The sequence below is a fragment of the Streptomyces sp. NPDC101152 genome (assembly GCF_044768275.1).
GTDB lineage: Bacteria > Actinomycetota > Actinomycetes > Streptomycetales > Streptomycetaceae > Streptomyces.
In genome coordinates, this window is sequence record NZ_JBIWPO010000018.1 from 114,591 (window position 1) to 135,924 (window position 21,334).

Here is a 21,334-nt window from a genome sequence, read left to right on the forward strand (position 1 = left end):
CCGGACGACCCTCGCGCGGGAGCGGGGGACCGGGACGAATCCGCAGGCAGAAAGATAGGTCATGGGTCTTACGAGCAAGAAGGTGCTGGCGCTCGCGGTCGTGTTCGCCGTGCTGCTGTTCGTCGGCACGGTGTGGCTGTGGCCACGTCTGGCGGGACGGAACTGGCGTGCCGTCAGCGGTCGAGTGGGGCTGCTGCTCGTCACCCAGGTGGCGCTCTTCGTGTGCGTGGGCCTCGCCGCCAACCAGTCCTTCGGGTTCTACGCAAGCTGGGCGGACCTGTTCGGCCAGGAGAAAGCGCAGGGGGTGGTCGTCGACCACACGGCGCTCGGCGCTGCGGGCAGCCCGCTTCAGGTGGTCGAGACGACCGGCGTGCGGGGAGCGGGCGGTTCCCCGCCGCAGAGCGGTGGGCAGGTCCAGAAGGTCGACATCGTGGGCCGGCGGTCGCACATCGCCACGCCCGCGTACGTTTATCTGCCGCCGGAGTACTTCCAGCCGAAGTACCGCACCCGGACGTTCCCCGCGGCCGTGGTGCTGACCGGATATCCGGGCACCGCGCTGGCGCTCGTGAACAAGCTGCAGTACCCGCTCACGGCCCAGCAGCTCGCGAAGCAGGGCCGTATGCAGCCGATGGTCCTCGTGATGCTGCGGCCCACGGTCGCGCCGCCGCGGGACACCGAGTGCGTGGACATCCCGGGCGGGCCGCAGACGGAGACGTTCTTCGCCAAGGACCTGCCGGACGCGGTGACGGAGCACTACCGGGTGGGCAAGAAGGCGTCGAGCTGGGGCATCGTCGGTGACTCCACGGGCGGCTACTGTGCGCTGAAACTGGCCATCCACCACCCCGGTTCCTATGCGGCCGCCGCAGGCCTGTCGCCGTACTACAAGGCGCCGATCGACCCCACCACCGGTGACCTCTTCCACGGCGACAAGGGGCTGCGCAGCCGGGCCGACCTGTCGTGGAGCCTCAAGCACCTGCCGGCGCCGGACACCTCGCTGCTCGTCACCAGCAGCAAGGTGGGGGAATACAACTACAAGTCCACGCTGAAGTTCATAAAGCTCGCCCAGGCCACGCGGCTGACCCGGATCTCGTCGATCATCCTCGACAGCGGCGGCCACAACTTCAACACCTGGCGGCGGGAGATTCCGCCGACGCTGCAGTGGATCAGCGGGCGGCTGAGTGACCAGTGACCGGGACCGGTGACCGGTGCCGGACGGGGAATGATCTTGCGAATTCGAAGGGCGCCAATTCCTGATGCGCTGTGAACGTTTCGTTATGGCTGTGTTTTTGCGGGGCGGGGCGCCAACGCTCCCCTACTCGCGGTAAGTTTCTGGCCATGCCACGTGGACGTCACCGCCATTCCCCTCCTCTGCACAGGCTGCTGCCTCCGTCGGCGATCGCGGGCGTGTCCCTCGTCTGCGCCTTCGGTCCCTGGTTGTTCTCGCAGATGTCCGTACTGCGCGTCATAGCCGCCTTCGCCGCGGCGACGGCGATCGTCGGGGCGGCCGTCATGCGCCGCTGGGACGCACAGGCCGGCAAGCAGGTCGCCGACCTCACGCGCGCGCGTGCGAGCGACGAGTGGCGGCACGAGGAGCGGGTCGCCGAGCTGGAGACGGACCTCGAGGAGTCGCGCGAGCTGCGCGCCAAGCTGGAGCAGCGGCTGCGGGCCAAGCGCGCGGAGCTGGCGGGCCTGCGCAACGAACACGCGGCCCTGCTGCGGCGGTACGCCACCGCCGAGACCGAGCGGGCGAGCGCCCTGGAGGGCCGCCGGCTGCTCGAGATCGAGGCCGCGGCACCCGACTCGCGCGCGCTGCCGCCCGTACCGGCTCAGGAGACCGGGGCTGTGGCTGCCCCGGCGGAGGCCGTGGCGGAGCAGGACCAGGTCGCGCCCACTCCCGCGATCTTCTCGCCCGAGGGGTCCCAGCTGTTCCTGCGGGCCAAGGCCGCGCTGCAGAAGTTCGACGACGACGCCGAGAGCTCCGCGCAGGACGACAACGCTGCCGAGGACGCGGACGTCGCCACGGAGGAGCCGGCTCCCGAGGACGACGGCTCCCCGGAGGGCGGCGGGTCCCCCAAGGGCGACGGCCCCTCGAAGGGCGACAGTTCCCCGAAGGGCGAGCCCGTGAAGGTGCGCAGCGGGACCGCGGACACCGCCGTTCCCGCGCCGGCCACGACCGAGGCCACCCCCGCCGACGGCACCGAGGCGGCGGCCCAGGAGGACGAGGCGCAGGGGCAGCCCGAGGCGGTCGACGGGCATGAGCGCGCGGCCGCCACCACCCCGGCGGGTCCCGCCCACTCCGCCCAGCCCGTGCAGCAGCCCGCCGGGCACTTCGTCGCGCCGACCGCGGTGGCCGTCGTACCGGCCGCGCCCGTGCGGCGCCCGGCGGTCGAGGGCGGGTTCGACTTCTTCGGCACCAAGGCGGAGGCCACGCCGGCCGCCCTGGACGCCGTGCAGAACGAGGACCTCGCCGACGTCGTCGGCCAGGAGGCGCTCGCCGTGCACAAGGCCGAGGCCGAGTCCGGCTTCAAGCCGGCCGACGAGGAAGCACGCGCCGGGGGCCAGGTGATCGACCTGACGGCCCACGACGAAACGGAACAGATCAACCTCCGGGGCCTCCGCAGCGCGGCGTCCTGAGACAACCCGGGCCTGCTCTGCGGCCTCCTGATGCGGCCCCGGCTCTGCTCGTCTGCAGGGCCGGAGTGGTCGTCCTACGACGCCGTCCGGCGGTTCGGCACCGCGTCCTGGCGTTCCGACCCCCGGCGCTTGCCTGCGTGGGCAGTTGTTCGGCGGCCTTCGGTTGCGGCCCCGGGCCTGCTCTGCCTGTCGGGGCGGAGGGGTCGTTCTACGACGCCATCCAGCGGTCCGGGAGTGCGTCGCGGCGGCCTGTGCGGGAGCGTTCCGCTTGGGCGTGGAGCAGGGCCGTGGCTTCTGTGGTGTCCCTCAGGCGGGCCGTGACGGTCTTGTTGGCTCCCGTGTCCACATGGACGTCGGCGAGGCGCCACAGGCGCTTCCAGGGCCCCTGGGTGAGCCGGACGCTCTGCACCTTCGCGTGCGGGACGAGTGCCAGGTGCCGCCGCAGCAGCCCGTGCCGGGCGGCGAACACACCGTCGGCGGCGGCGAGTCCGTAGCCGCGCCACCACAGCGGCAGGCACCGCCCGGCCCGGCGCGGCGGCCGCGACAGCGCGGCCGGCACGGTCACGCCGGGCAGCACGTGCGCGACGACGGACTCGGCGAGCTCGCGCGGAGCGACCGGCACCAGCACGGAGTTGGACGAACCGGCCACGTCCAGCTCCACCCGCACCCAGCCCAACCGCCGCCACAGCAGCGGTTCGACGATCCGCACGGTCTGCACCCGCCCGGGCGGCACCGTCTCGTGCGTGCGGTCGAGCAGGCCGTGGTCGATGCGCAGTCCGTCCGGGGACTCGCCCACCGTCCAGTCGTACTCGCTCACGAACCGGCCCACACTCCTCGCGCCGGCCCCGCCCAGCAGGGGGAGAGCGGTCGCGAGGACCGACCACACGCTGTGGGTGGCCAGCCACAGCAGGGGCGGTACGACGAGGGCGGCGGCGAGGGTGGCCCAGGTTGCGCCCGTCAGCACGAGGGAGAGCGCGAGGTGGGCAGGAGGCGTGCGCAGGATCTCGCGCGCCGGTGCTTCCCCGACTTCGTGCGCCGTCTCCGGCGCGAACCCGGCGGCGCGCGCGAGCAGTTCCGCGCGCAGTGCACGCGCCTCGCGCTCCCCGAGGAAGGCGAGTTCGTCCTTCTTCTCGGTGCCCACGACGTCGAGTTTGAGCTTGGCGACTCCCGCCACGCGCGCGAGGAGCGGCTGAGTGACGTCGACGGCCTGGATGCGTTCGAGCCGGATGTGCGCGGTGCGCCGGAAGAACAGGCCGGTACGGATGCGCAGTTCGGTGTCCGTCACCGCGTAGTGGGTGAACCACCAGCTGAGGAAGCCGTAGAGGGCGGCCGCCGGGACGAGCACGGCGAGCGCGACCAGCAGGGCCGTGGTGGTCAGCCTGGCCAGCTGGCGCTGCGCCTGGTCCGGGTCGTGCACGGCCCAGCCGATGAGCACGGCAACCGGCGCCCACGCCCGCCTGAGCGGCGTCACGGGGTGCAGCCGGCGCTCGGTCACCGGTTCCTCGGCGCGGAGGGCGGCGTCGACGCCCTGCGCGGTCACAGGCCGGCCGATCGGGCCTCGCCGAGCTCGGTGAGCCGGTCGCGCAGCCGTTCCGCCTCGGCCGGGTCGAGGCCCGGGATGGTGGCGTCGGTCGCCGCGGCCGCCGTGTGCAGCTGCACGCTGGCCAGCCCGAAGTGCCGCTCCACCGGCCCGCTGGTCACCTCCACCAGCTGCATGCGCCCGTACGGCACCACGGTCTCCTCGCGCCACAGCACGCCCCGGCTGATCAGCAGGTCGTCGGCACGCTCGGCGTACCGCCAGGAGCGCCAGTTGCGGCCCAGCAGCACCCAGCCCCAGGTGAGGAACGCGAGGGGCAGCAGCGCGAAGGCCGCCCAGGCCGGTCCGGCGAGCAGACCGAGCAGCAGGCCGACCGCGACGGCGATCAGGCCCGACCACACCACCAGCAACAGCCGCCGCATCCGCAGCAGCCCAGGCGGCAGCCCCGTCCACTCGGGCTCCGCCTTCTCGTCCCCCACCGTGCCCGTGCTCCGCGGGCTCCCCGTCTCCATACGGCCAGCGTACGTAGGAGAGACTGTGTTCATGACTCCCACGACGGAGACCATGGTCGGGATCGGCGGCGCCGCGGAGAGCACCGACATGGTGCTCAACATCGGTCCGCAGCACCCGTCCACGCACGGTGTGCTGCGGCTGCGGCTGGTGCTGGACGGTGAGCGCATCGTGCACGCGGAGCCGGTGATCGGGTACATGCACCGCGGCGCGGAGAAGCTCTTCGAGGCGCGTGACTACCGCCAGATCATCATGCTCGCCAACCGCCACGACTGGCTGTCGGCCTTCTCGAACGAGCTGGGCGTGGTCCTCGCGGTGGAGCGCATGCTGGGCATGGAGGTGCCCCCGCGCGCGGTGTGGACGCGGACGCTGCTCGCGGAGCTGAACCGGGTGCTCAACCACCTGATGTTCCTGGGCTCCTATCCGCTGGAGCTCGGCGGCATCACGCCCGTCTTCTACGCGTTCCGGGAGCGCGAGGTCCTCCAGAACGTCATGGAGGAGGTCTCCGGCGGGCGGATGCACTACATGTTCAACCGCGTCGGAGGCCTCAAGGAGGACCTGCCGGCGGGCTGGGCCACGCGCGCGCGTGCCGCCGTCGCCGCCGTGCGCTCGCGCATGGACCGGTTCGACGACCTGGTGCTCGGCAACGAGATCTTCCGCGGGCGCACACGCGGCGTGGGCACGCTGGCACCGGGGACCGTGCACGCCTACGGCGTCAGCGGGCCGATCGCGCGTGCCTCCGGCGTCGACTTCGACCTGCGGCGCGACGAGCCGTACCTCGCCTATGGCGAGTTGCGGGACGTCCTGAAGGTCGTCACCCGGCAGGAGGGCGACTGCCTCGCCCGCTTCGAGGTGCTGCTGGAGCAGACCCACGACGCCCTCGACCTCGCCGACGCCTGCCTCGACCGGCTCGCCGAGCTGCCGCCGGGGCCGATCAACCAGCGGCTGCCCAAGGTCCTCAAGGCACCGGAGGGGCACACCTACGCCTGGACCGAGAACCCGCTCGGCATCAACGGCTACTACCTCGTGAGCAAGGGCGAGAAGACCCCGTACCGTCTGAAGCTGCGCTCGGCGTCCTACAACAACATCCAGGCACTCGTCGAGCTGCTGCCCGGGACGCTGGTCGCGGACATGGTGGCGATTCTCGGGTCGTTGTTCTTCGTGGTGGGGGACATCGACAAGTAGGTCAGGTGGCCGAGTCGGACGGCTCCGTGCCGTCGAGCGGGTTCGCGATCCCCACCGGCTGGAGCAGCCACACGAAGTCCCCGAGGCCCCCCGGAGCGGTGAGCTCCGCGGCTTCCCCGGCGCTCGCGAGGGCGCGGAGGTAGGCGGCGGGTTGCGAGGAGGCGAGCGCGAGCGGGGGGCGTACGCCCGCGACGCCCAAGGCCCGCAGAGCGTCCCGCTGCCGGACAAGCCGTGCGCGGCGCCCCGAGCGCGCCGCGCACGCGTCCAGGGACACGTGGGCCGTGATGTCGCAGGACCCGTCGGGCACGGGTGCCGTCTCCCGGCCCTCACGGAAGGCTGCGAGGGTGCCGAACAAGGGGCGGGCGTCCCTGGTGTGGGCGTAGTCCACGGCGACCGCGAGGCCCCGGTCGAGGGAGGCGACCGCGTCCGCCCAGGCCTCGTCACGCGGCAGCCCGATCTCGGCCCGCAGGCCCTCCTCGGGCGGCAGCGGCCACCAGCGCGCCAGCCAGTCGGCGTCGACGCCGCCGACCGGTTCGCCCAGGCGCTCGGTGCCGTCCCGTCGCACGAGGACCCGGCGCGCCACTCCGTCCGCGTCCACCTCGGCGACGTCCACCGGTACGTTGTCGAGCCACTCGTTGGCGAAGAGCAGCCCGGTGACGCCGCGCGGGGGCCGAGGGAGCCACTCGATCCGGTCGTCCACGCCGGAGGGGCGGTCGGCGAGCTCGACGGCGTACGCACGCGCGCGTGGAGCCACGTCGGCGGGCAGCGCCGCCAGCACGGCGGTGACCAGTTCGCCGCGCCCGGCCGCCATGTCCACGAAGTCGAGTCGCGGGGGCCGGCCCAGGGCCTCGTCGACTCGGCACAGCAGCCGCGCCACGGCGCCCGCGAACAGCGGCGAGGCGTGCACGGACGTACGGAAGTGCCCGGCGGGTCCCTCGGGACGGCGGTAGAAGCCGTCGGGCCCGTAGAGGGCCGCTCGCATGGCCGTCCGCCAGCCATGCCAGTCGTCCCTCGTCTCTTCCGTCACCGGGTCAGGCTAAGCGCACAGGGGAAGACAGCCTCCACCTTGCGGAGTACGCGCACCGGATGCGGATCGGCCCTCCGGTTGACCCCTGCACGCATCTCGCTTCCCTACGCTGGGTTACGTGCAGCGCCTCTATGACTTCATCCGCAGGCACCCGATCTGGGTGGACGCCTTCTGGGCCGTCTTCCTGTTCGGGATCACGCTGGCGAGTGGAGCCGGCCACCAGGACACCCGCGGCAGCACGTCGCCGGCCCGGGTCGTCCCGATCGCACTGATGTTGTGCCTGGTGATCGCCCTGCGCCGGCGCATGCCCGAGAAGATGCTGCTGCTGGCGATCGGTCTCGGGGTGGTGCAGCTCGCGCTGGACGTGGCGACGATGGTCGCCGACTTCGCGATGCTGGTGATCGTGTACACGGTGGCCGTGATGGGCGCCCGCTGGGCGTCCCGGGTCGCGCTGGCGGTCGGCCTGTTCGCGGCGACCGCGGCGGAGGTCCGCTGGCCGCAGGAGCACTCCAGCACGCTGGGCCATCTGGCGGTGGTGATCTTCCAGACGGTGCCGTTCGCGCTGGCCTGGGTGCTCGGCGACTCCATCCGCACGCGGCGTGCCTACTTCGCGCAGCTGGAGGAGCGCGCCGCCCGGCTGGAGAAGGAGCGCGAGGCGCAGGCCAAGGTCGCCGTCGCGGCCGAGCGCGCCCGGATCGCGCGCGAGCTGCACGACGTGGTCGCGCACAACGTGTCGGTGATGGTGGTGCAGGCCGACGGCGCCGCCTACGTCCTCGACGCCGCCCCCGACCAGGCGAAGAAGGCGCTGGAGACCATCTCCTCGACCGGCCGCCAGGCCCTCGCCGAGATGCGCCGCCTGCTGGGCGTGCTGCGCACCGGCGAGCACAAGGAGGTCGGCGAGTACGTCCCGCAGCCGGACGTGGAGCAGATCGACGAGCTGGTCGAGCAGTGCCGCACCTCCGGGCTGCCCGTCGACTTCAAGGTCGAGGGCACCCCGCGCCCGCTGCCCAGCGGCGTCGAGCTGACCGCGTACCGCATCGTGCAGGAGGCGCTGACGAACACCCGCAAGCACGGCGGGCCCAACGCGGGCGCGAGCGTGCGGCTGGTCTACTTCGACGACGGGCTCGGGCTGCTCGTCGAGGACGACGGCAAGGGCGCCCCGCACGAGCTGTACGAGGAGGGCGGCGCCGACGGCCAGGGACATGGCCTGATCGGGATGCGCGAACGGGTCGGCATGGTCGGCGGCACCCTGGACGCGGGCCCGCGCCCGGGCGGAGGATTCCGCATCAGCGCCCTGCTGCCGCTCAAACCGGCGCATTGACGCTTTTCGCGCGCCCCCTGTTGACACCTGTAACACCCTGAAGACGGACACGGAAGAGGCTTCGATGACGATCCGCGTGATGCTCGTCGACGACCAGGTGCTGCTGCGCACCGGGTTCCGGATGGTGCTCGCCGCCCAGCCGGACATGGAGGTCGTCGCGGAGGCGGGGGACGGCGTCGAGGCCCTTCAGGTGCTGCGCTCCACGGCCGTCGACGTCGTCCTGATGGACGTCCGCATGCCGAAGTTGGACGGCGTGGAGGCGACCCGCCGCATATGCTCCGAGCCGGACCCGCCGAAGGTGCTGATCCTTACCACCTTCGACCTCGACGAGTACGCGTTCTCCGGGCTGAAGGCCGGTGCGTCCGGCTTCATGCTCAAGGACGTGCCGCCCGGCGAACTCCTCGCCGCCATCCGCGCCGTGCACAGCGGTGACGCGGTGGTGGCGCCGTCGACCACGCGCCGGCTGCTCGACCGGTTCGCGCCGATGCTGCCCAGCGGCGGCAAGGAGCCCCAGCACAAGGAACTGGAGCGGCTCACCGACCGGGAGCGCGAGGTCATGGTGCTGGTCGCGCAGGGTCTGTCGAACGGCGAGATCGCCGCCCGTCTGGTGCTGTCCGAGGCGACGGTCAAGACCCACGTCGGTCGCATCCTGACCAAACTGGGGCTGCGCGACCGGGTGCAGGTGGTGGTCCTCGCGTACGAGACGGGGCTGGTGCGCGCGGGTGGGCACGGTTGATCCACGCGCGCGTGATATCCGCGTAACCGCCGTCCACTAGGGTCTGCGCATGCTCCTGTGGATCAACGGCCCGTTCGGGGGCGGCAAGACACAGACCGCGTACGAGATTCACCGGCGGCTGCGGGGCAGCGTGGTCTGCGACCCCGAGCACGCCGGGTTCGGTCTGCGCCGGATGCTGCCGCCCGAACTGCGCGGTGACTTGCAGGAGTTGGCGTCCTGGCGGCAGGGCGTGGTCGAGGTGCTCGATCTGACGCTCGGCAAACACGACGGGGTCGTGATCGCGCCCATGACCGTCACCGACTCCGACTGCTTCGCCCAGACCGTCGGCCGGCTGCGCGAACTCGGCCATGACGTACGGCACTTCACCCTCCTGGCCGAGCGGGAGACCGTGCTCGAGCGGCTGCGGGGACGCGGCTTCGGGCACCTCCTTCCCTTCGCCGTGGGCAAGAACGCCGGCCTGGGCAGGGAGACCTGGGCAGTGCGGCAGCTCGACCACTGCCTGGAGCGGCTGCGGGAGCCGGAGTTCGCGGAGCACCTGTGGACCGACCACTCGACCGTGCCGAAGACGGCCGACCGCATCGCCGTGCTCGTCGGACTGACGCTGCGGCCGAACGACGAGGGCGTGCTGCGGACCCGGCTGAGGCAGGCGCGGGTGGGGATACGCCACATCCGCTTCGACTGAGCGCGGCGGGCGCCCCGGGACCCGCTCAGCGCAGGATGCCCTCCAGGAAGTCGCTGCCCAGGCGGGCCACGACGGCTATGTCCAGCTGGTGCTGGACGTACCGGCCGCGGCGGCGCGTGGTGATCAGGCCCGCCTTCTTCAGGACGCCCAGGTGCCGGGATATCTCCGGGGCCGTCATGCCGTGCACCTGCGCCAGCTCGCTCGTGGTGTAGGCGCTGCGGGCCAGGTGGCGGCAGATCCGCATCCGGACCGGGTGGGACAGGGCGGTCATGCGCAGGGCGAGCTGGTCGACGGAGGGCGGGGCGGCGAGCTCCGGGGAGCCGACCGGGTAGTGCAGCACCGGCTGCCAGCCGTGCCGGTAGAGGACCGACAGGTGGGGCCAGCCGAGGCTGGTCGGTACCAGCAGCAGGGTGCCGTCCTCGGCGGCCGCGGAGCCCACGCTCAGCTTGTCGACCGTGATCTGTGCGGCGTCCTCGTCGAGGGCGACCGCCGGGGACACGGCGGCCAGCGCCTCCGCCAGGCCCCGGCGGCGCAGGAGGTCGGTCTTGTGCCGGGCGTCCGCCGCGAGTTGGTGGCGCAGCCGGGACCAGGTCTCGGCGAAGAACGCCTCGTCGCAGTCCTGCAGGAACTGCCGCAGCCACGCCCGGATCCGGGGCGGGTCGGTCAGCAGCAGCTCACTGAAGCGCTCCTGCCGCGGTCCGCGCGCGGCGGCCAGTTCCAGTGCGCGCCGACGCAGCCCGGCGTCGACGAGCGGGCTGGGGCCGACGCCGTAGGGCATCGCGCAGCTGAACTCCAGGGCGGCGTCGACGAACTGATCGTCCGTCAGTTTGTCCAGCAGGTCCAGCTCCTCGGCGAGCGTCGCCCCGGGGAGCGTGGCGCCGCCCGGAATGCCCGCGCAGGGCAGGAACAGGTCGGAGAACGTCGTCCGCCACAGGAAGTCCGCCTCGCACATCCGGTCGGCGAGGTGGGAGTCGAGCCGGGCCGTCACCCCCGTCACCCAGGCCTGCAGGCCCGGGTGGTGGCCGGGCTCGGACAGCGCGTGCAGGGCCATGCCGAGCTCGGCCAGGGGGGAGGGGACGACGGCGACCCTCTCCGGCCGCAGCCCCGCGATGTCGATGCGCACGCTCATGACCACATGGTGCACCCGGCCACTGACAACGCCGGTCCCGATTGACGGCGGCCGTCAATCGACGTGACGCCACGCGGCGGTCGCGCGCTACGGACCGACGGCTCCGGCCGCTCCCTGCTTTCCGGCCTCCTCGGTGAGGCGGGAGACGAACTCCGCGACGGCCGCCTTCACATCCTCGGCGGTCCACTCCAGGCCCGCGGCCCGGACGTACACCTCGGTGAAGGCCAGACCGGGGCCCTTCTCCTCCCAGGGGTTGCCGAACAGGAGCGTCTTCGTCTCCTCGCCCTGCCGGATCGCCGCCTCCGAGAGGACGTCGACGCCGTACGGCAGCCAGACCTGGAAGTCGTGGGAGTGCGGCAGCTCCGGGTGGACGAGCGCCCACGGCACCCCGGCCGCCGCGAACCCCTCGCGCAGCGCGGCGGCCACCACGCGCGCGTGGACCACGTACTCGGGCAGCCGGGGCAGTTCCCGCTCCAGGCCCGCGAGGGCCGACAGGGCCGTCGGGAACTGCTGGAAGATCTGGCCGCCGTACCGGTGCCGCCAGGCGCGCGCCTCCTCGACGAGTGCCCTGGGTCCGGCGAGCGCGGCGCCCCCGAAGCCCTCGAGGGACTTGTAGAACGACACGTAGACGCTGTCCGCCAGCCCCGCGATCTCGTCCAGGGGACGGCCGAAGTGGACGGTGGACTCCCACAGGCGCGCGCCGTCGAAGTGCACCACCGCGTCGCGCTCGCGCGCCGCCTCCACGACGTCGGTGAGCTCCTCCCAGGAGGGCAGCACGAATCCGGCGTCCCTGAGCGGCAGTTCGAGCATCAGCGCCCCGAAGGGTTCCGCGAACTCGCGCACCTCGTCGGCGGTCGCCAGCCGCGGCTCGCTCGTCACGCGGACCGGACGCAGGCCGCTGACCTGACTGAACGCGTTCCGTTCGTGCACCTCCGGGTGGGCGAGTCCGTGCAGGGCGACCGTCGGGCTGCCCGTGCGGCCCGCCCAGCACCGCAGCGCCACCTGCTGGGCCATCGTCCCGGTCGGGAAGAACACGGCGGCGTCCTTGCCGAGCAGCCCGGCGACCTTCTGCTCCAGGGCCTCGACGACGCCGTTGCCGTAGATGTCCGAGGGTTCGTCCAGGTCGTACACGTCATGAAGGTCGTCCAGCAGTGCCAGGCGCTCGCGGAGCGTGCCCAGGAAGCCGGGGCGCGCGAGCACCCGTTCCGCGCCCCGGAACGCGCTGATGCGCCGTTGGCGGCGGCGCTTGAGGCGCTCCTCGTCGGATATCTGCTCGTCTGTCCGCTCGGTCTGCTCCGCCGCGTCGCTCATGGTGCGGATCATGCCCGGCCCGGCCACCCGGGGCACCCGGTTTTCCACAGGCCCGCGGACGCGGCCGCCGTGTGCGGAAACCCACAGCCTGTGGACAACCGGACGCCCGTGGAACGGATAGCGTTAACATGACGAGAAATCGTCCGGTACCCGGAGCGGACTGGAACGGGAAGGCCACCGTCGCGTGAGTACAAGCCAACAGCCAGACCTCAGGGACCGCCCCGCGCGGCTCACCGTCGGCGTCGTCGGCGCCGGTCGCGTCGGCCCCGCGCTGGCCGCGTCCCTCCAGCTCGCCGGACACCGCCCGGTCGCCGTCTCCGGGGTCTCCGACGCCTCCAGAAGGCGCGCCGCGCAACTTCTCCCGGACGTGCCGGTCGTCCCGCCCGCCGAGGTGCTGGCGCGCGCCGAGCTGGTCCTGCTCACCGTCCCCGACGACACCCTGCCCGGGCTGGTCGAGGGCCTCGCCGAGACCGGGGCCGTCCGGCCGGGGCAGCTGCTCGTGCACACCTCCGGGCGCTACGGCGCGAAGGTGCTCGACCCCGCTCTGCGCGCGGGCGCGCTGCCGCTGGCGCTGCACCCGGCGATGACCTTCACGGGCACGCCCGTGGACGTCCAGCGGCTGGCCGGCTGCTCCTTCGGGGTCACCGCGCCCGACGAGCTGCGGCTGGCCGCCGAGGCGCTGGTGATCGAGATGGGCGGCGAGCCGGAGTGGATCGCCGAGCAGATGCGGCCGCTCTACCACGCGGCCCTCGCGCTGGGCGCCAACCACCTCGTGACGCTGGTCGCGCAGTCCATGGAGCTGCTGCGCGCGGCCGGCGTCGAGGCGCCCGACCGGATGCTCGGCCCGCTGCTCGGTGCCGCCCTGGACAACGCCCTGCGCTCCGGTGACGCGGCCCTGACCGGCCCGGTCGCGCGCGGGGACGCCGGCACGGTCGCCGCGCACGTCGACGAACTGCGCCGGCACGCCCCGCAGGCCGTCGCCGGCTACCTGGCGATGGCCCGCGCGACCGCCGACCGGGCGCTCGCCCACGGCCTGCTGAAGCCGGAACTCGCCGAGGACCTCCTCGGGGTACTCGCCGACGGGACCGACGGGACCCACGGTGCCGAGGGAGAGGCCCGATGACCACCACCCTGCTGCGCACCGCCGACGAACTGCACGCACGCACGCGTACCGGCCGCCGAGCCGTCGTGATGACCATGGGCGCCCTGCACGAGGGCCACGCCACGCTGATCCGCACCGCGCGCGAGATCGCCACGGCGGACGGCGAGGTCGTCGTCACCGTCTTCGTCAACCCCCTCCAGTTCGGGGCGGGCGAGGACCTCGACCGCTACCCGCGCACCCTGGACGCCGACCTCAAACTCGCCGAACAGGCGGGCGCCGACGTCGTGTTCGCGCCGTCCGTGGACGAGGTCTACCCCGGCGGCGCACCCCAGGTCCGCATCAGCGCGGGCCCCATGGGCGAGCGCCTGGAGGGCGCCTCGCGCCCCGGCCACTTCGACGGCATGCTCACCGTCGTCGCCAAGCTGCTGCACCTCACCCGCCCCGACATCGCCCTGTACGGCCAGAAGGACGCGCAGCAGCTCGCCCTGATCCGCCGCATGGTGCGGGACCTGAACTTCGGTGTCGAGATCGTCGGTGTGCCCACCGTGCGCGAGGAGGACGGCCTCGCCCTCTCCAGCCGCAACCGCTACCTGTCGGCCGCCGAGCGGCGCACGGCGCTGGCGCTGTCCCGCGCGCTGTTCGCGGGCCGCGACCGGCACGCGGCTCAGGAGGCGCTGCGCGCGCGGGCGCGTGAGGTGCCCGCCACGCACGCGCGTGCCGAAGCGCTCAGCGCCCTCGGGGAGTCGCGGGCCGCGGCCGACGCGCACGCCGTCGCCAAGGCGATCCCCGGCGCCCCCTCCGCGGTCCGCGCCGCCGCCCGCCTGGTCCTCGACGACGCCGCACGCCTGTCGCCGCCGCTCGAACTGGACTACCTCGCCCTCGTCGACCCGTCCGACTTCACCGAGGTCGAGGACGACTTCACCGGCGAGGCCGTCCTCGCCGTGGCCGCCCGGGTCGGGACGACCCGGCTGATCGACAACCTCCCTCTCACCTTCGGAACCCTCGGAGCCGCCTCGTGACCAGCACAGGCATACGACTGCACGCGCCCGCACCCGGGTGGGCCATCTCCGCCGACGTGGTGGTCGTCGGCTCCGGGGTCGCCGGCCTGACCGCCGCGCTGCGCTGCGAGGCCGCGGGGCTGACGACGGTCGTCGTCACCAAGGCCCGCCTGGACGACGGTTCCACCCGCTGGGCGCAGGGCGGCGTCGCCGCGGCCCTGGGCGAGGGCGACACCCCCGAACAGCACCTGGACGACACCCTGGTGGCCGGCGCGGGCCTGTGCGACGAGGACGCCGTGCGGCTCCTCGTCACCGAGGGACCGGACGCCGTACGGCGGCTCATCGCGACCGGCGCGCACTTCGACGAGTCCGAGGCCGGCGACCTCGAACTCACCCGCGAGGGCGGTCACCACCGCCGCCGCATCGCGCACGCGGGCGGCGACGCGACCGGCGCGGAGATCTCCCGGGCGCTCGTCGAGGCGGTACGCGCGCGTGGGCTGCGCACCATCGAGAACGCGCTCGTGCTGGACCTGCTGACGGACGCCGACGGCCGTACGGCGGGCGTGAGCCTGCACGTCATGGGCGAGGGCCAGCACGACGGCGTGGGCGCCGTGCACGCCCCGGCGGTCGTTCTCGCCACCGGCGGCATGGGCCAGGTGTTCTCCGCCACCACCAACCCCTCGGTGTCGACCGGCGACGGTGTGGCGCTCGCCCTGCGCGCGGGCGCCGAGGTCTCCGACCTGGAGTTCGTGCAGTTCCACCCGACCGTGCTGTTCCTCGGCCCGGACGCCGAGGGCCAGCAGCCCCTGGTCTCCGAGGCCGTCCGTGGTGAGGGCGCCCACCTGGTCGACGCCGACGGCGTGCGCTTCATGGTCGGGCAGCACGAACTGGCCGAACTCGCGCCCCGGGACATCGTCGCCAAGGGCATCCTGCGCCGCATGCTGGAGCAGGACGCCGAGCACATGTTCCTCGACGCCCGGCACTTCGGCGCCGCCATGTGGGAGCACCGCTTCCCGACCATCCTCGCCGCCTGCCGCGCCCACGGCATCGACCCGGTCACCGAGCCCATCCCGATCGCCCCGGCCGCCCACCACGCCTCCGGCGGCGTGCGCACCGACTCCCGGGGCCGGACGACCGTCCCCGGCCTGTACGCGTGCGGCGAGGTCGCCTGCACCGGCGTGCACGGCGCCAACCGGCTTGCCTCCAACTCCCTCCTGGAGGGCCTGGTCTACGCCGAGCGCATCGCCGCCGACATCGCCGCGAGCCAGGCGGACAACGGACTCCACGCGCGCGTGCCCGAGCCCGTGGAGCACCCCGAGACGCCCGCGCACCCGCTCCTCGCCCCCGAGGACCGGTTCGCGATCCAGCGGATCATGACCGACGGCGCGGGCGTCCTGCGCTCCGCCGACTCCCTCGCCAAGGCGGCCGAACAGCTGCGTCAGCTGCACACCGACGCCCGTGACGCCCTCGACGAGAACGGCAAGACGGCCGAGCCCGGCGTCGACACCTGGGAGGCCACCAACCTCCTGTGCGTGGCCCGCGTCCTGGTCGCCGCCGCAGGCATGCGCGAGGAGACCCGGGGCTGCCACTGGCGGGAGGACCACGCCGAGCGCGACGACACCGCCTGGCGCCGCCACATCGTCGTACGGCTCAATCCGGACCGCACACTCGCCGTGCACACCACCGATACCGCAGACTTCCCCCCGACCCAGCAGCCACAGCAGCGCCTCCAGGAGCAGTGACAGAAGTGAGTACCCCCGACCTTCCCCTCGCGTCGAACGGCGGCTGCGGCGACGGCTGTGCCTGCGGCGCCGACGCCGACGCCGAATACCTGGAGTGCGGGCTCGACCCCGCGCTCGCCGAACTCCTGGCCGGCGCCGGACTCGACCCCGTGGAGGTCGAGGACATCGCCAACGTCGCCATCCAGGAGGACCTCGACCACGGCGTGGACGTGACCACGGTCGCGACCATCCCCGAGGACGCCGTCGCCACCGGTGACTTCACCGCGCGCGAGGCGGGCGTCGTGGCGGGCCTCAGGGTCGCCGAGGCGGTGCTTTCCGTGGTGTGCACGGACGAGTTCGAGGTCGAGCGGCACGTCGAGGACGGCGACCGCGTGCAGGCCGGGCAGAAGCTGCTGTCGGTCACCACGCGCACGCGTGACCTGCTCACCGGCGAGCGCAGCGCGCTGAACCTGCTGTGCCGGCTCTCCGGCATCGCGACCGCCACGCGCGCGTGGGCGGACACCCTGGAGGGCACGCGGGCCAAGGTCCGCGACACCCGCAAGACCACCCCGGGACTGCGGTCGCTGGAGAAGTACGCCGTGCGCTGCGGCGGCGGCGTCAACCACCGCATGTCGCTGTCGGACGCGGCCCTCGTCAAGGACAACCACGTCGTCGCCGCCGGCGGGGTCGCGCAGGCCTTCAAGGCGGTGCGGGAGGCCTTCCCGGAGGTGCCGATCGAGGTCGAGGTCGACACCCTGCACCAGCTGCGCGAGGTCGTCGACGCCGGCGCCGACCTGATCCTGCTGGACAACTTCACGCCCGGCGAGTGCGAGGAGGCCGTCGCCATCGTGCACGGCCGGGCCGCCCTGGAGGCCTCCGGACGTCTCACCCTGGACAACGCCAAGGCCTACGCCGACACCGGCGTCGACTACCTCGCCGTCGGCGCCCTCACCCACTCCTCGCCGATCCTCGACATCGGCCTCGACCTGCGAGCGGCGGAGTAGGTACCGGCCATGCTGCTGACGATCGACGTGGGCAACACCCACACCGTCCTGGGCCTCTTCGACGGCGACGACATCGTCGAGCACTGGCGCATCTCCACGGACGCCCGCCGCACGGCGGACGAACTGGCGGTGCTGCTGCAGGGCCTCATGGGGATGCACCCGCTGCTCGGCGACGAACTGGGCGACGGCATCGACGGCATCGCCATCTGCGCGACCGTCCCCTCCGTGCTGCACGAACTGCGCGAGGTGACCCGGCGCTACTACGGCGACGTACCCGCCGTTCTCGTGGAGCCGGGCGTGAAGACCGGCGTACCGATCCTCACGGACAACCCCAAGGAGGTCGGCGCCGACCGCATCATCAACGCGGTGGCGGCCGTGGAGTTGTACGGCGGTCCGGCGATCGTCGTCGACTTCGGCACGGCCACGACCTTCGACGCGGTCTCCGCGCGGGGCGAGTACGTCGGCGGCGTCATCGCCCCCGGTATCGAGATCTCCGTCGAGGCGCTCGGCGTGCGCGGCGCGCAGCTGCGGAAGATCGAGGTGGCCAGACCCCGCAGCGTCATCGGCAAGAACACCGTCGAGGCGATGCAGTCCGGCATCATCTACGGGTTCGCCGGGCAGGTCGACGGGGTCGTGGGCCGCATGGCCCGCGAGCTCGCCGAGGACCCGGACGACGTGACGGTGATCGCGACCGGAGGGCTGGCGCCGATGGTGCTCGGGGAGTCGTCGGTGATCGACGAGCACGAGCCCTGGCTGACGCTGGTCGGACTGCGCCTGGTCTACGAACGGAACGTGTCGCGCATGTGAGGACGCGGGCGGCGCGGCCGGGCGGGTGGACCGGCCACGCCACACCCGCCTCTTATGTCGAGTTTGTCTGATTAGCGCGTATCGTCGCAGCATGCCCACGCCCTACGGATCCCGCGGCGGCATGGCGTTCGGCGCGGAGGAGCTGCGTGTGCTCCGCCGCGCTCTCGCCCTCGCCCTGCACCCCAGCCCCGCCTCGGCCGACGACGTCCAGGACTGTCTCCGGCTCGCCGAGTCCCTCGACGAGGCGATCAGGGAGGGGGCCAGGCTACGCGCCTTCCTCGTGGCCGACCTGGGCCGCTACCGCGCCGCTCTGCCCGGAACCGCCGCCGGGTACCTCACGCTGCTCGAGGAGGCGCTGGGTGCCGGGTACCGGCCCGAACCGGACGACCTGGCCGCCCTGCGGGCCCTGCGCGGCAATCCGGTCGGCGCCGCCCTCCTGGACCACTGCCAGCTCCTCGCGGAGCATGACGTACGGGGCCGTCCGGCGTGCGGCACGGCCCCGGCCGTCCCCGCCTCCCGTACGCGCCTCACGGCCCTCCCGGGCGGCCTCTCGGGCCCCCTGGGTTCCGGGGCGCCGCCGCTCGCGGCCGCCGACCGGGACCCCGCCAAGAGGCCGGAGAAGAAGCCCGCGGAGAAGCCGGCGGCCCCCAAGCCCGCCCCTGCCCCCGCCCCGGCCGCCCCGAAGCCGGCCCGCCCCATCCCCACCCCCGGCGAGGTCTTTCCCCGCCGCAAACCGACCCCGCCGCCGGCCGCCGACCAGCCCCGGCAGCTCGCCGCGGGCTGAGCCGCCCGAATCGCCCGAACCTTCCCGAACCCCGACCCGTCCGCCCTGGCGGCACCTGGCTACTCTGGATCCATGGACTACGTCTCCGCGCTCGTGCCGCCGGTCGTCATGGCCGTGTTCTTCATCGGTCTGATCAGGGTGATCGTGAAGACCCAGGGCGGGGCCAACAAGGCCAAGGAGGACGCGGCCGTCGACGCCGCCATCGCCCGCGCCGAGGCCGCCCAGCAGGGCTCCGTCAAGACCGAGGGCTGACCGGCGCCGTCGCCCTTTTTGTTCCCGTTTGCCGGTGAAAGTGCCCGTCCCGCACGCGAATGGGGAGTTCTCCCACTATTGTGCTGAGGTGTGCCTCGCCCATTGGGAGAACTCGAAGACGCGGTCATGACGCGGGTGTGGAAGTGGAACCGCCCGGTGACCGTTCGGGAAGTCCTGGAAGACCTTCAGCAGGAACGGTCCATCGCGTACACCACGGTGATGACCGTTTTGGACAATCTCCATCAGAAGGGCTGGGTGCGCCGCGAGGCGGAAGGCCGGGCCTATCGATATGAGGCGGTCTCCACCAGGGCCGCGTACGCCGCCGCCCTGATGAACGAGGCCTGGTCCCAGAGCGACAACCCCGCGGCAGCTCTCGTCGCCTTCTTCGGGATGATGAGCGAGGAACAGCGCCAGGCCCTGCGGGACGCCGTACGCATCGTCCAGGGACCGGAAGAGACAGCGGAAACACCCGGGCCCGCCGAGGGCGGGCAGAACCCCGGCTCGGCACCGGACGGCGGCGGGCGATAGCGTCCGCTCATGTCAGCAGCAAGCCCCGAAGGCCCCGAAGTCAGCGCTAAAGCCATCACCGTCCGGCGGGCCCGTACCAGCGATGTCCCGGCCGTGCGCCGTCTGCTTGACGCGTACGTCCGCGGCGGCATCCTGCTCGACAAAGCGACGGTCACGCTTTACGAGGACATCCAGGAGTTCTGGGTCGCCGAACGCGACGACAACGCCGAGGTGGTCGGCTGCGGTGCGTTGCACGTGATGTGGGAAGACCTCGCGGAAGTGCGCACTCTGGCGGTGAAGCCCGGTCTGAAGGGCTCCGGAGTGGGACACCGCCTGCTGGAGAAGTTGCTGCACACCGCGCGTTGGCTGGGTGTTCGTCGCGTTTTCTGCCTCACCTTCGAAGTGGACTTCTTCGGGAAGCACGGCTTCGTCGAGATCGGCGAGACGCCCGTCGACACCGATGTCTACGCGGAGCTGTTGCGTTCCTATGACGAGGGCGTCGCGGAGTTCCTCGGTCTCGAACGGGTGAAACCGAACACCTTGGGCAACAGCCGGATGCTTCTGCATCTGTGATCACCGATCACCGGGGTGTATTCGGCCGCCTCCCTTCCCCGCGTTCCCTATGTCCGAAACGCGCACGTTCCCCGGCCGGGTCGGACTGCCGGTCCCGCTGTCCAGGGGTTTGTGTTTTTCCGGCAAAAGCGGTTTGCTTTCCGACGTACTGCAGTACTGCATATAACAGGGGACGGCGAAACGGCGGACGCCGCAGACCCCCGGCCCTCAAGTATTGGATGAAAGGAAATCCGGTGGCACAGAAGGTTCAGGTCCTTCTTGTCGATGACCTCGACGGCGGCGAGGCGGACGAGACCGTCACGTTCGCGTTGGACGGCAAGACGTACGAGATCGATCTCACGACCGCCAATGCGGACAAGCTTCGCGGCCTTCTCGAGCCTTACGTGAAGGGTGGTCGTCGTACCGGGGGCCGCGCCGCGGGCGGGCGCGGAAAGGCGCGCGTCGCTTCCGGTGGGAGCCAGGACACGGCGCAGATCCGCGCGTGGGCGAAGGAGAACGGTCTCGAGGTCAACGACCGCGGCCGGGTCCCGGCGGCCATCCGCGAGGCCTACGAGAAGGCCAACGCCTGATCGCCGGTCCGCTCAGCGGGCCGGCTGCCGCACGTACGCGTGCCGCAGCCGCAACCGGTGACACCACGTCGCCAGCGTGTTCACGAGTCGTACGAGATCGGGGGCACCACCCACGCCCCCCACGGCCGACAACGTCGGCAGCGAGGCCTCGGCCTCGCCCCCCGGCCCGGGGGGCCGCAGCCACACGGCGGCCCCCTGCGAGGCCCGCGTGCGGTTCGGGGGGACCCGTAGGGCCCCTTCCGGGGGTGCGGGCGCGTCCATGGCGCCGCCCTCGCCGATGACCGTCAGACCGGGCGGCAGGCCGCCCCACTCCAGCCACTCCAGCAGACCGGGCAGTTCCTCGGCGCTGCCCGCCGCCACCAGCAGCCGCATCCGGTCGCCCCGTACGGCCACCGGAGAGCCCGGCGCGAGGTGGCGCAGGCCCGCGCGGCCCGCCTCGGCCGGGACGTCCAGGACGTCGAAGCGCTCGCCCACCCGAAGCCGTACCGGAGCTGTCGGGCCCGCCCGATCCGCGGGCACCGTCGGCCAGCCCAGTTCGTTCTCGTACCACCGGCGGACGTGGTCGCCGGGCGCCTCGGCCGGATCGAGCGGCCGGCGCGGACGCGGGACCGTGGTCCGGTCCCCGGAGAGTGCGGGGAGGGGTACCGGTGAGTGGCTGCCGACCATGCCCATTGCAACCGCCGAAAGACCCCACTGGTTACGCTGGGTGGTCCAGCGAATGCGCAGAGTTCCGAAAACGGGGCGTGCGGGGGTGCGGCGGGGCACAAGGTTGTTCGCCCGTAGCGGAGGGACGGGGGGCGTACGGCATGGAGTGTCAGTGCGAGCGGGTAGGACAATCCCTAGTGGGAGGGGGCGACACGCAGAACAGGACGTCTCACGTTCGCCATCGGCGTACTGATGGTGAGGGTAACTGCCTGGCCTGCGGGAACATCGTCTCGCACCATC

At 72.6% G+C, this 21,334-nt stretch carries 22 protein-coding genes; 16 read left to right on the plus strand and 6 right to left on the minus strand.

What is annotated here, in order from left to right; all coding sequences use genetic code 11:
* Window positions 1–61 precede the first annotated feature (61 nt).
* Both ACIRVK_RS23730 and ACIRVK_RS23735 read left to right on the plus strand, forming a co-directional pair.
* Window positions 62–1,189 carry an alpha/beta hydrolase gene (locus ACIRVK_RS23730; protein WP_404250123.1) on the plus strand — a complete coding sequence of 376 codons (1,128 nt, stop codon included), beginning with the start codon at window positions 62–64 and terminating at the stop codon, window positions 1,187–1,189.
* A gap of 146 nt (window positions 1,190–1,335) precedes the next feature.
* Window positions 1,336–2,634 (plus strand): hypothetical protein, encoded by a 1,299-nt coding sequence (locus ACIRVK_RS23735; RefSeq protein WP_404250125.1) that lies wholly within the window; start codon window positions 1,336–1,338, stop codon window positions 2,632–2,634.
* Between the two features lie 208 nt (window positions 2,635–2,842).
* On the opposite strand, the gene ACIRVK_RS23740 is transcribed toward ACIRVK_RS23735, so the two are convergent.
* Both ACIRVK_RS23740 and ACIRVK_RS23745 read right to left on the minus strand, forming a co-directional pair.
* Complete coding sequence (locus tag ACIRVK_RS23740; protein WP_404250127.1) at window positions 2,843–4,174, minus strand: PH domain-containing protein; 1,332 nt, start codon at window positions 4,172–4,174, stop codon at window positions 2,843–2,845.
* Window positions 4,171–4,683: a PH domain-containing protein gene (locus tag ACIRVK_RS23745; RefSeq protein ID WP_404250129.1), complete on the minus strand. Its 513-nt coding sequence runs from the start codon at window positions 4,681–4,683 to the stop codon at window positions 4,171–4,173. Before ACIRVK_RS23745 ends, ACIRVK_RS23740 begins: the two co-directional genes overlap by 4 nt.
* 31 nt (window positions 4,684–4,714) lie before the next feature.
* Here ACIRVK_RS23745 and ACIRVK_RS23750 point away from each other — a divergent pair, with 31 nt between their 5' ends.
* Window positions 4,715–5,866 carry an NADH-quinone oxidoreductase subunit D gene (locus tag ACIRVK_RS23750; RefSeq protein WP_404250131.1) on the plus strand — a complete coding sequence of 384 codons (1,152 nt, stop codon included), beginning with the start codon at window positions 4,715–4,717 and terminating at the stop codon, window positions 5,864–5,866.
* Window position 5,867: 1 nt separating this feature from the next.
* Here ACIRVK_RS23750 and ACIRVK_RS23755 read toward each other — a convergent pair whose 3' ends face one another.
* On the minus strand, window positions 5,868–6,848 hold the full coding sequence (locus ACIRVK_RS23755) for an SAM-dependent methyltransferase (RefSeq protein WP_404250200.1): 981 nt from the start codon (window positions 6,846–6,848) through the stop codon (window positions 5,868–5,870).
* Window positions 6,849–7,011: 163 nt separating this feature from the next.
* Here ACIRVK_RS23755 and ACIRVK_RS23760 point away from each other — a divergent pair, with 163 nt between their 5' ends.
* The 3 genes from ACIRVK_RS23760 (at window position 7,012) to ACIRVK_RS23770 (ending at window position 9,632) form a co-directional block, all read left to right on the plus strand.
* Window positions 7,012–8,214, plus strand: a complete 1,203-nt coding sequence (locus ACIRVK_RS23760) for a sensor histidine kinase (RefSeq protein ID WP_404250133.1) — start codon at window positions 7,012–7,014, stop codon at window positions 8,212–8,214.
* 64 nt (window positions 8,215–8,278) lie between these two features.
* A complete protein-coding gene (locus ACIRVK_RS23765) occupies window positions 8,279–8,950 on the plus strand; it encodes a response regulator (RefSeq protein WP_404250136.1) in 672 nt (223 codons plus the stop codon).
* Window positions 8,951–8,999: 49 nt separating this feature from the next.
* Window positions 9,000–9,632, plus strand: coding sequence for an AAA family ATPase (locus ACIRVK_RS23770; protein ID WP_404250138.1), 633 nt, complete (start codon window positions 9,000–9,002; stop codon window positions 9,630–9,632).
* A gap of 25 nt (window positions 9,633–9,657) precedes the next feature.
* On the opposite strand, the gene ACIRVK_RS23775 is transcribed toward ACIRVK_RS23770, so the two are convergent.
* Window positions 9,658–10,761 (minus strand): DUF5937 family protein, encoded by a 1,104-nt coding sequence (locus ACIRVK_RS23775; RefSeq protein ID WP_404250140.1) that lies wholly within the window; start codon window positions 10,759–10,761, stop codon window positions 9,658–9,660.
* An 87-nt stretch (window positions 10,762–10,848) separates the two neighbouring features.
* Window positions 10,849–12,072, minus strand: coding sequence for a threonine aldolase family protein (locus ACIRVK_RS23780; protein ID WP_404250143.1), 1,224 nt, complete (start codon window positions 12,070–12,072; stop codon window positions 10,849–10,851).
* A gap of 184 nt (window positions 12,073–12,256) precedes the next feature.
* Between ACIRVK_RS23780 and ACIRVK_RS23785 the strand changes: the two genes are divergently transcribed.
* The 10 genes from ACIRVK_RS23785 to ACIRVK_RS23830 all read left to right on the plus strand — a co-directional run bounded on the left by ACIRVK_RS23785 (window position 12,257) and on the right by ACIRVK_RS23830 (window position 20,389).
* Window positions 12,257–13,195 (plus strand): Rossmann-like and DUF2520 domain-containing protein, encoded by a 939-nt coding sequence (locus ACIRVK_RS23785; RefSeq protein WP_404250146.1) that lies wholly within the window; start codon window positions 12,257–12,259, stop codon window positions 13,193–13,195.
* Complete coding sequence (panC, locus tag ACIRVK_RS23790; RefSeq protein WP_404250148.1) at window positions 13,192–14,193, plus strand: pantoate--beta-alanine ligase; 1,002 nt, start codon at window positions 13,192–13,194, stop codon at window positions 14,191–14,193. The genes ACIRVK_RS23785 and panC overlap by 4 nt, the downstream gene beginning before the upstream one ends.
* Window positions 14,190–15,914: an L-aspartate oxidase gene (locus ACIRVK_RS23795; protein WP_404250150.1), complete on the plus strand. Its 1,725-nt coding sequence runs from the start codon at window positions 14,190–14,192 to the stop codon at window positions 15,912–15,914. Before panC ends, ACIRVK_RS23795 begins: the two co-directional genes overlap by 4 nt.
* A 5-nt stretch (window positions 15,915–15,919) precedes the next feature.
* Window positions 15,920–16,897: a carboxylating nicotinate-nucleotide diphosphorylase gene (gene nadC, locus ACIRVK_RS23800; RefSeq protein WP_404250153.1), complete on the plus strand. Its 978-nt coding sequence runs from the start codon at window positions 15,920–15,922 to the stop codon at window positions 16,895–16,897.
* Between the two features lie 9 nt (window positions 16,898–16,906).
* The gene (locus ACIRVK_RS23805; protein ID WP_361275217.1) at window positions 16,907–17,704 is read left to right on the plus strand and encodes a type III pantothenate kinase; all 798 of its coding nucleotides are present in this window, start codon (window positions 16,907–16,909) and stop codon (window positions 17,702–17,704) included.
* A 121-nt stretch (window positions 17,705–17,825) separates the two neighbouring features.
* Complete coding sequence (locus ACIRVK_RS23810; RefSeq protein WP_404250202.1) at window positions 17,826–18,488, plus strand: hypothetical protein; 663 nt, start codon at window positions 17,826–17,828, stop codon at window positions 18,486–18,488.
* Between the two features lie 72 nt (window positions 18,489–18,560).
* Window positions 18,561–18,740 (plus strand): hypothetical protein, encoded by a 180-nt coding sequence (locus tag ACIRVK_RS23815; RefSeq protein WP_404250157.1) that lies wholly within the window; start codon window positions 18,561–18,563, stop codon window positions 18,738–18,740.
* Between the two features lie 102 nt (window positions 18,741–18,842).
* The gene (locus tag ACIRVK_RS23820; RefSeq protein WP_404250160.1) at window positions 18,843–19,268 is read left to right on the plus strand and encodes a BlaI/MecI/CopY family transcriptional regulator; all 426 of its coding nucleotides are present in this window, start codon (window positions 18,843–18,845) and stop codon (window positions 19,266–19,268) included.
* 9 nt (window positions 19,269–19,277) lie between these two features.
* On the plus strand, window positions 19,278–19,820 hold the full coding sequence (locus ACIRVK_RS23825; RefSeq protein WP_404250162.1) for an amino-acid N-acetyltransferase: 543 nt from the start codon (window positions 19,278–19,280) through the stop codon (window positions 19,818–19,820).
* A gap of 233 nt (window positions 19,821–20,053) precedes the next feature.
* Entirely contained in the window at window positions 20,054–20,389 is a 336-nt protein-coding gene (locus ACIRVK_RS23830) for an Lsr2 family protein (protein ID WP_404250164.1), read from the plus strand.
* A 12-nt stretch (window positions 20,390–20,401) separates the two neighbouring features.
* On the opposite strand, the gene ACIRVK_RS23835 is transcribed toward ACIRVK_RS23830, so the two are convergent.
* Entirely contained in the window at window positions 20,402–21,055 is a 654-nt protein-coding gene (locus ACIRVK_RS23835; protein ID WP_404250165.1) for an SCO3374 family protein, read from the minus strand.
* Window positions 21,056–21,334 lie beyond the last annotated feature (279 nt).

Bases quoted from the DNA above. Each gene is read 5' to 3' on its own strand.
- ACIRVK_RS23730 (WP_404250123.1), top strand. From the start codon at position 62: ATGGGTCTTACGAGCAAGAAGGTGCTGGCGCTCGCGGTCGTGTTCGCC.
- ACIRVK_RS23735 (WP_404250125.1), top strand. From the start codon at position 1,336: ATGCCACGTGGACGTCACCGCCATTCCCCTCCTCTGCACAGGCTGCTG.
- ACIRVK_RS23745 (WP_404250129.1), bottom strand. From the start codon at position 4,683: ATGGAGACGGGGAGCCCGCGGAGCACGGGCACGGTGGGGGACGAGAAG.
- ACIRVK_RS23750 (WP_404250131.1), top strand. From the start codon at position 4,715: ATGACTCCCACGACGGAGACCATGGTCGGGATCGGCGGCGCCGCGGAG.
- ACIRVK_RS23755 (WP_404250200.1), bottom strand. From the start codon at position 6,848: ATGCGAGCGGCCCTCTACGGGCCCGACGGCTTCTACCGCCGTCCCGAG.
- ACIRVK_RS23765 (WP_404250136.1), top strand. From the start codon at position 8,279: ATGACGATCCGCGTGATGCTCGTCGACGACCAGGTGCTGCTGCGCACC.
- ACIRVK_RS23770 (WP_404250138.1), top strand. From the start codon at position 9,000: ATGCTCCTGTGGATCAACGGCCCGTTCGGGGGCGGCAAGACACAGACC.
- ACIRVK_RS23775 (WP_404250140.1), bottom strand. From the start codon at position 10,761: ATGAGCGTGCGCATCGACATCGCGGGGCTGCGGCCGGAGAGGGTCGCC.
- ACIRVK_RS23780 (WP_404250143.1), bottom strand. From the start codon at position 12,072: ATGAGCGACGCGGCGGAGCAGACCGAGCGGACAGACGAGCAGATATCC.
- panC (WP_404250148.1), top strand. From the start codon at position 13,192: ATGACCACCACCCTGCTGCGCACCGCCGACGAACTGCACGCACGCACG.
- ACIRVK_RS23805 (WP_361275217.1), top strand. From the start codon at position 16,907: ATGCTGCTGACGATCGACGTGGGCAACACCCACACCGTCCTGGGCCTC.
- ACIRVK_RS23810 (WP_404250202.1), top strand. From the start codon at position 17,826: ATGGCGTTCGGCGCGGAGGAGCTGCGTGTGCTCCGCCGCGCTCTCGCC.
- ACIRVK_RS23815 (WP_404250157.1), top strand. From the start codon at position 18,561: ATGGACTACGTCTCCGCGCTCGTGCCGCCGGTCGTCATGGCCGTGTTC.
- ACIRVK_RS23825 (WP_404250162.1), top strand. From the start codon at position 19,278: ATGTCAGCAGCAAGCCCCGAAGGCCCCGAAGTCAGCGCTAAAGCCATC.
- ACIRVK_RS23835 (WP_404250165.1), bottom strand. From the start codon at position 21,055: ATGGTCGGCAGCCACTCACCGGTACCCCTCCCCGCACTCTCCGGGGAC.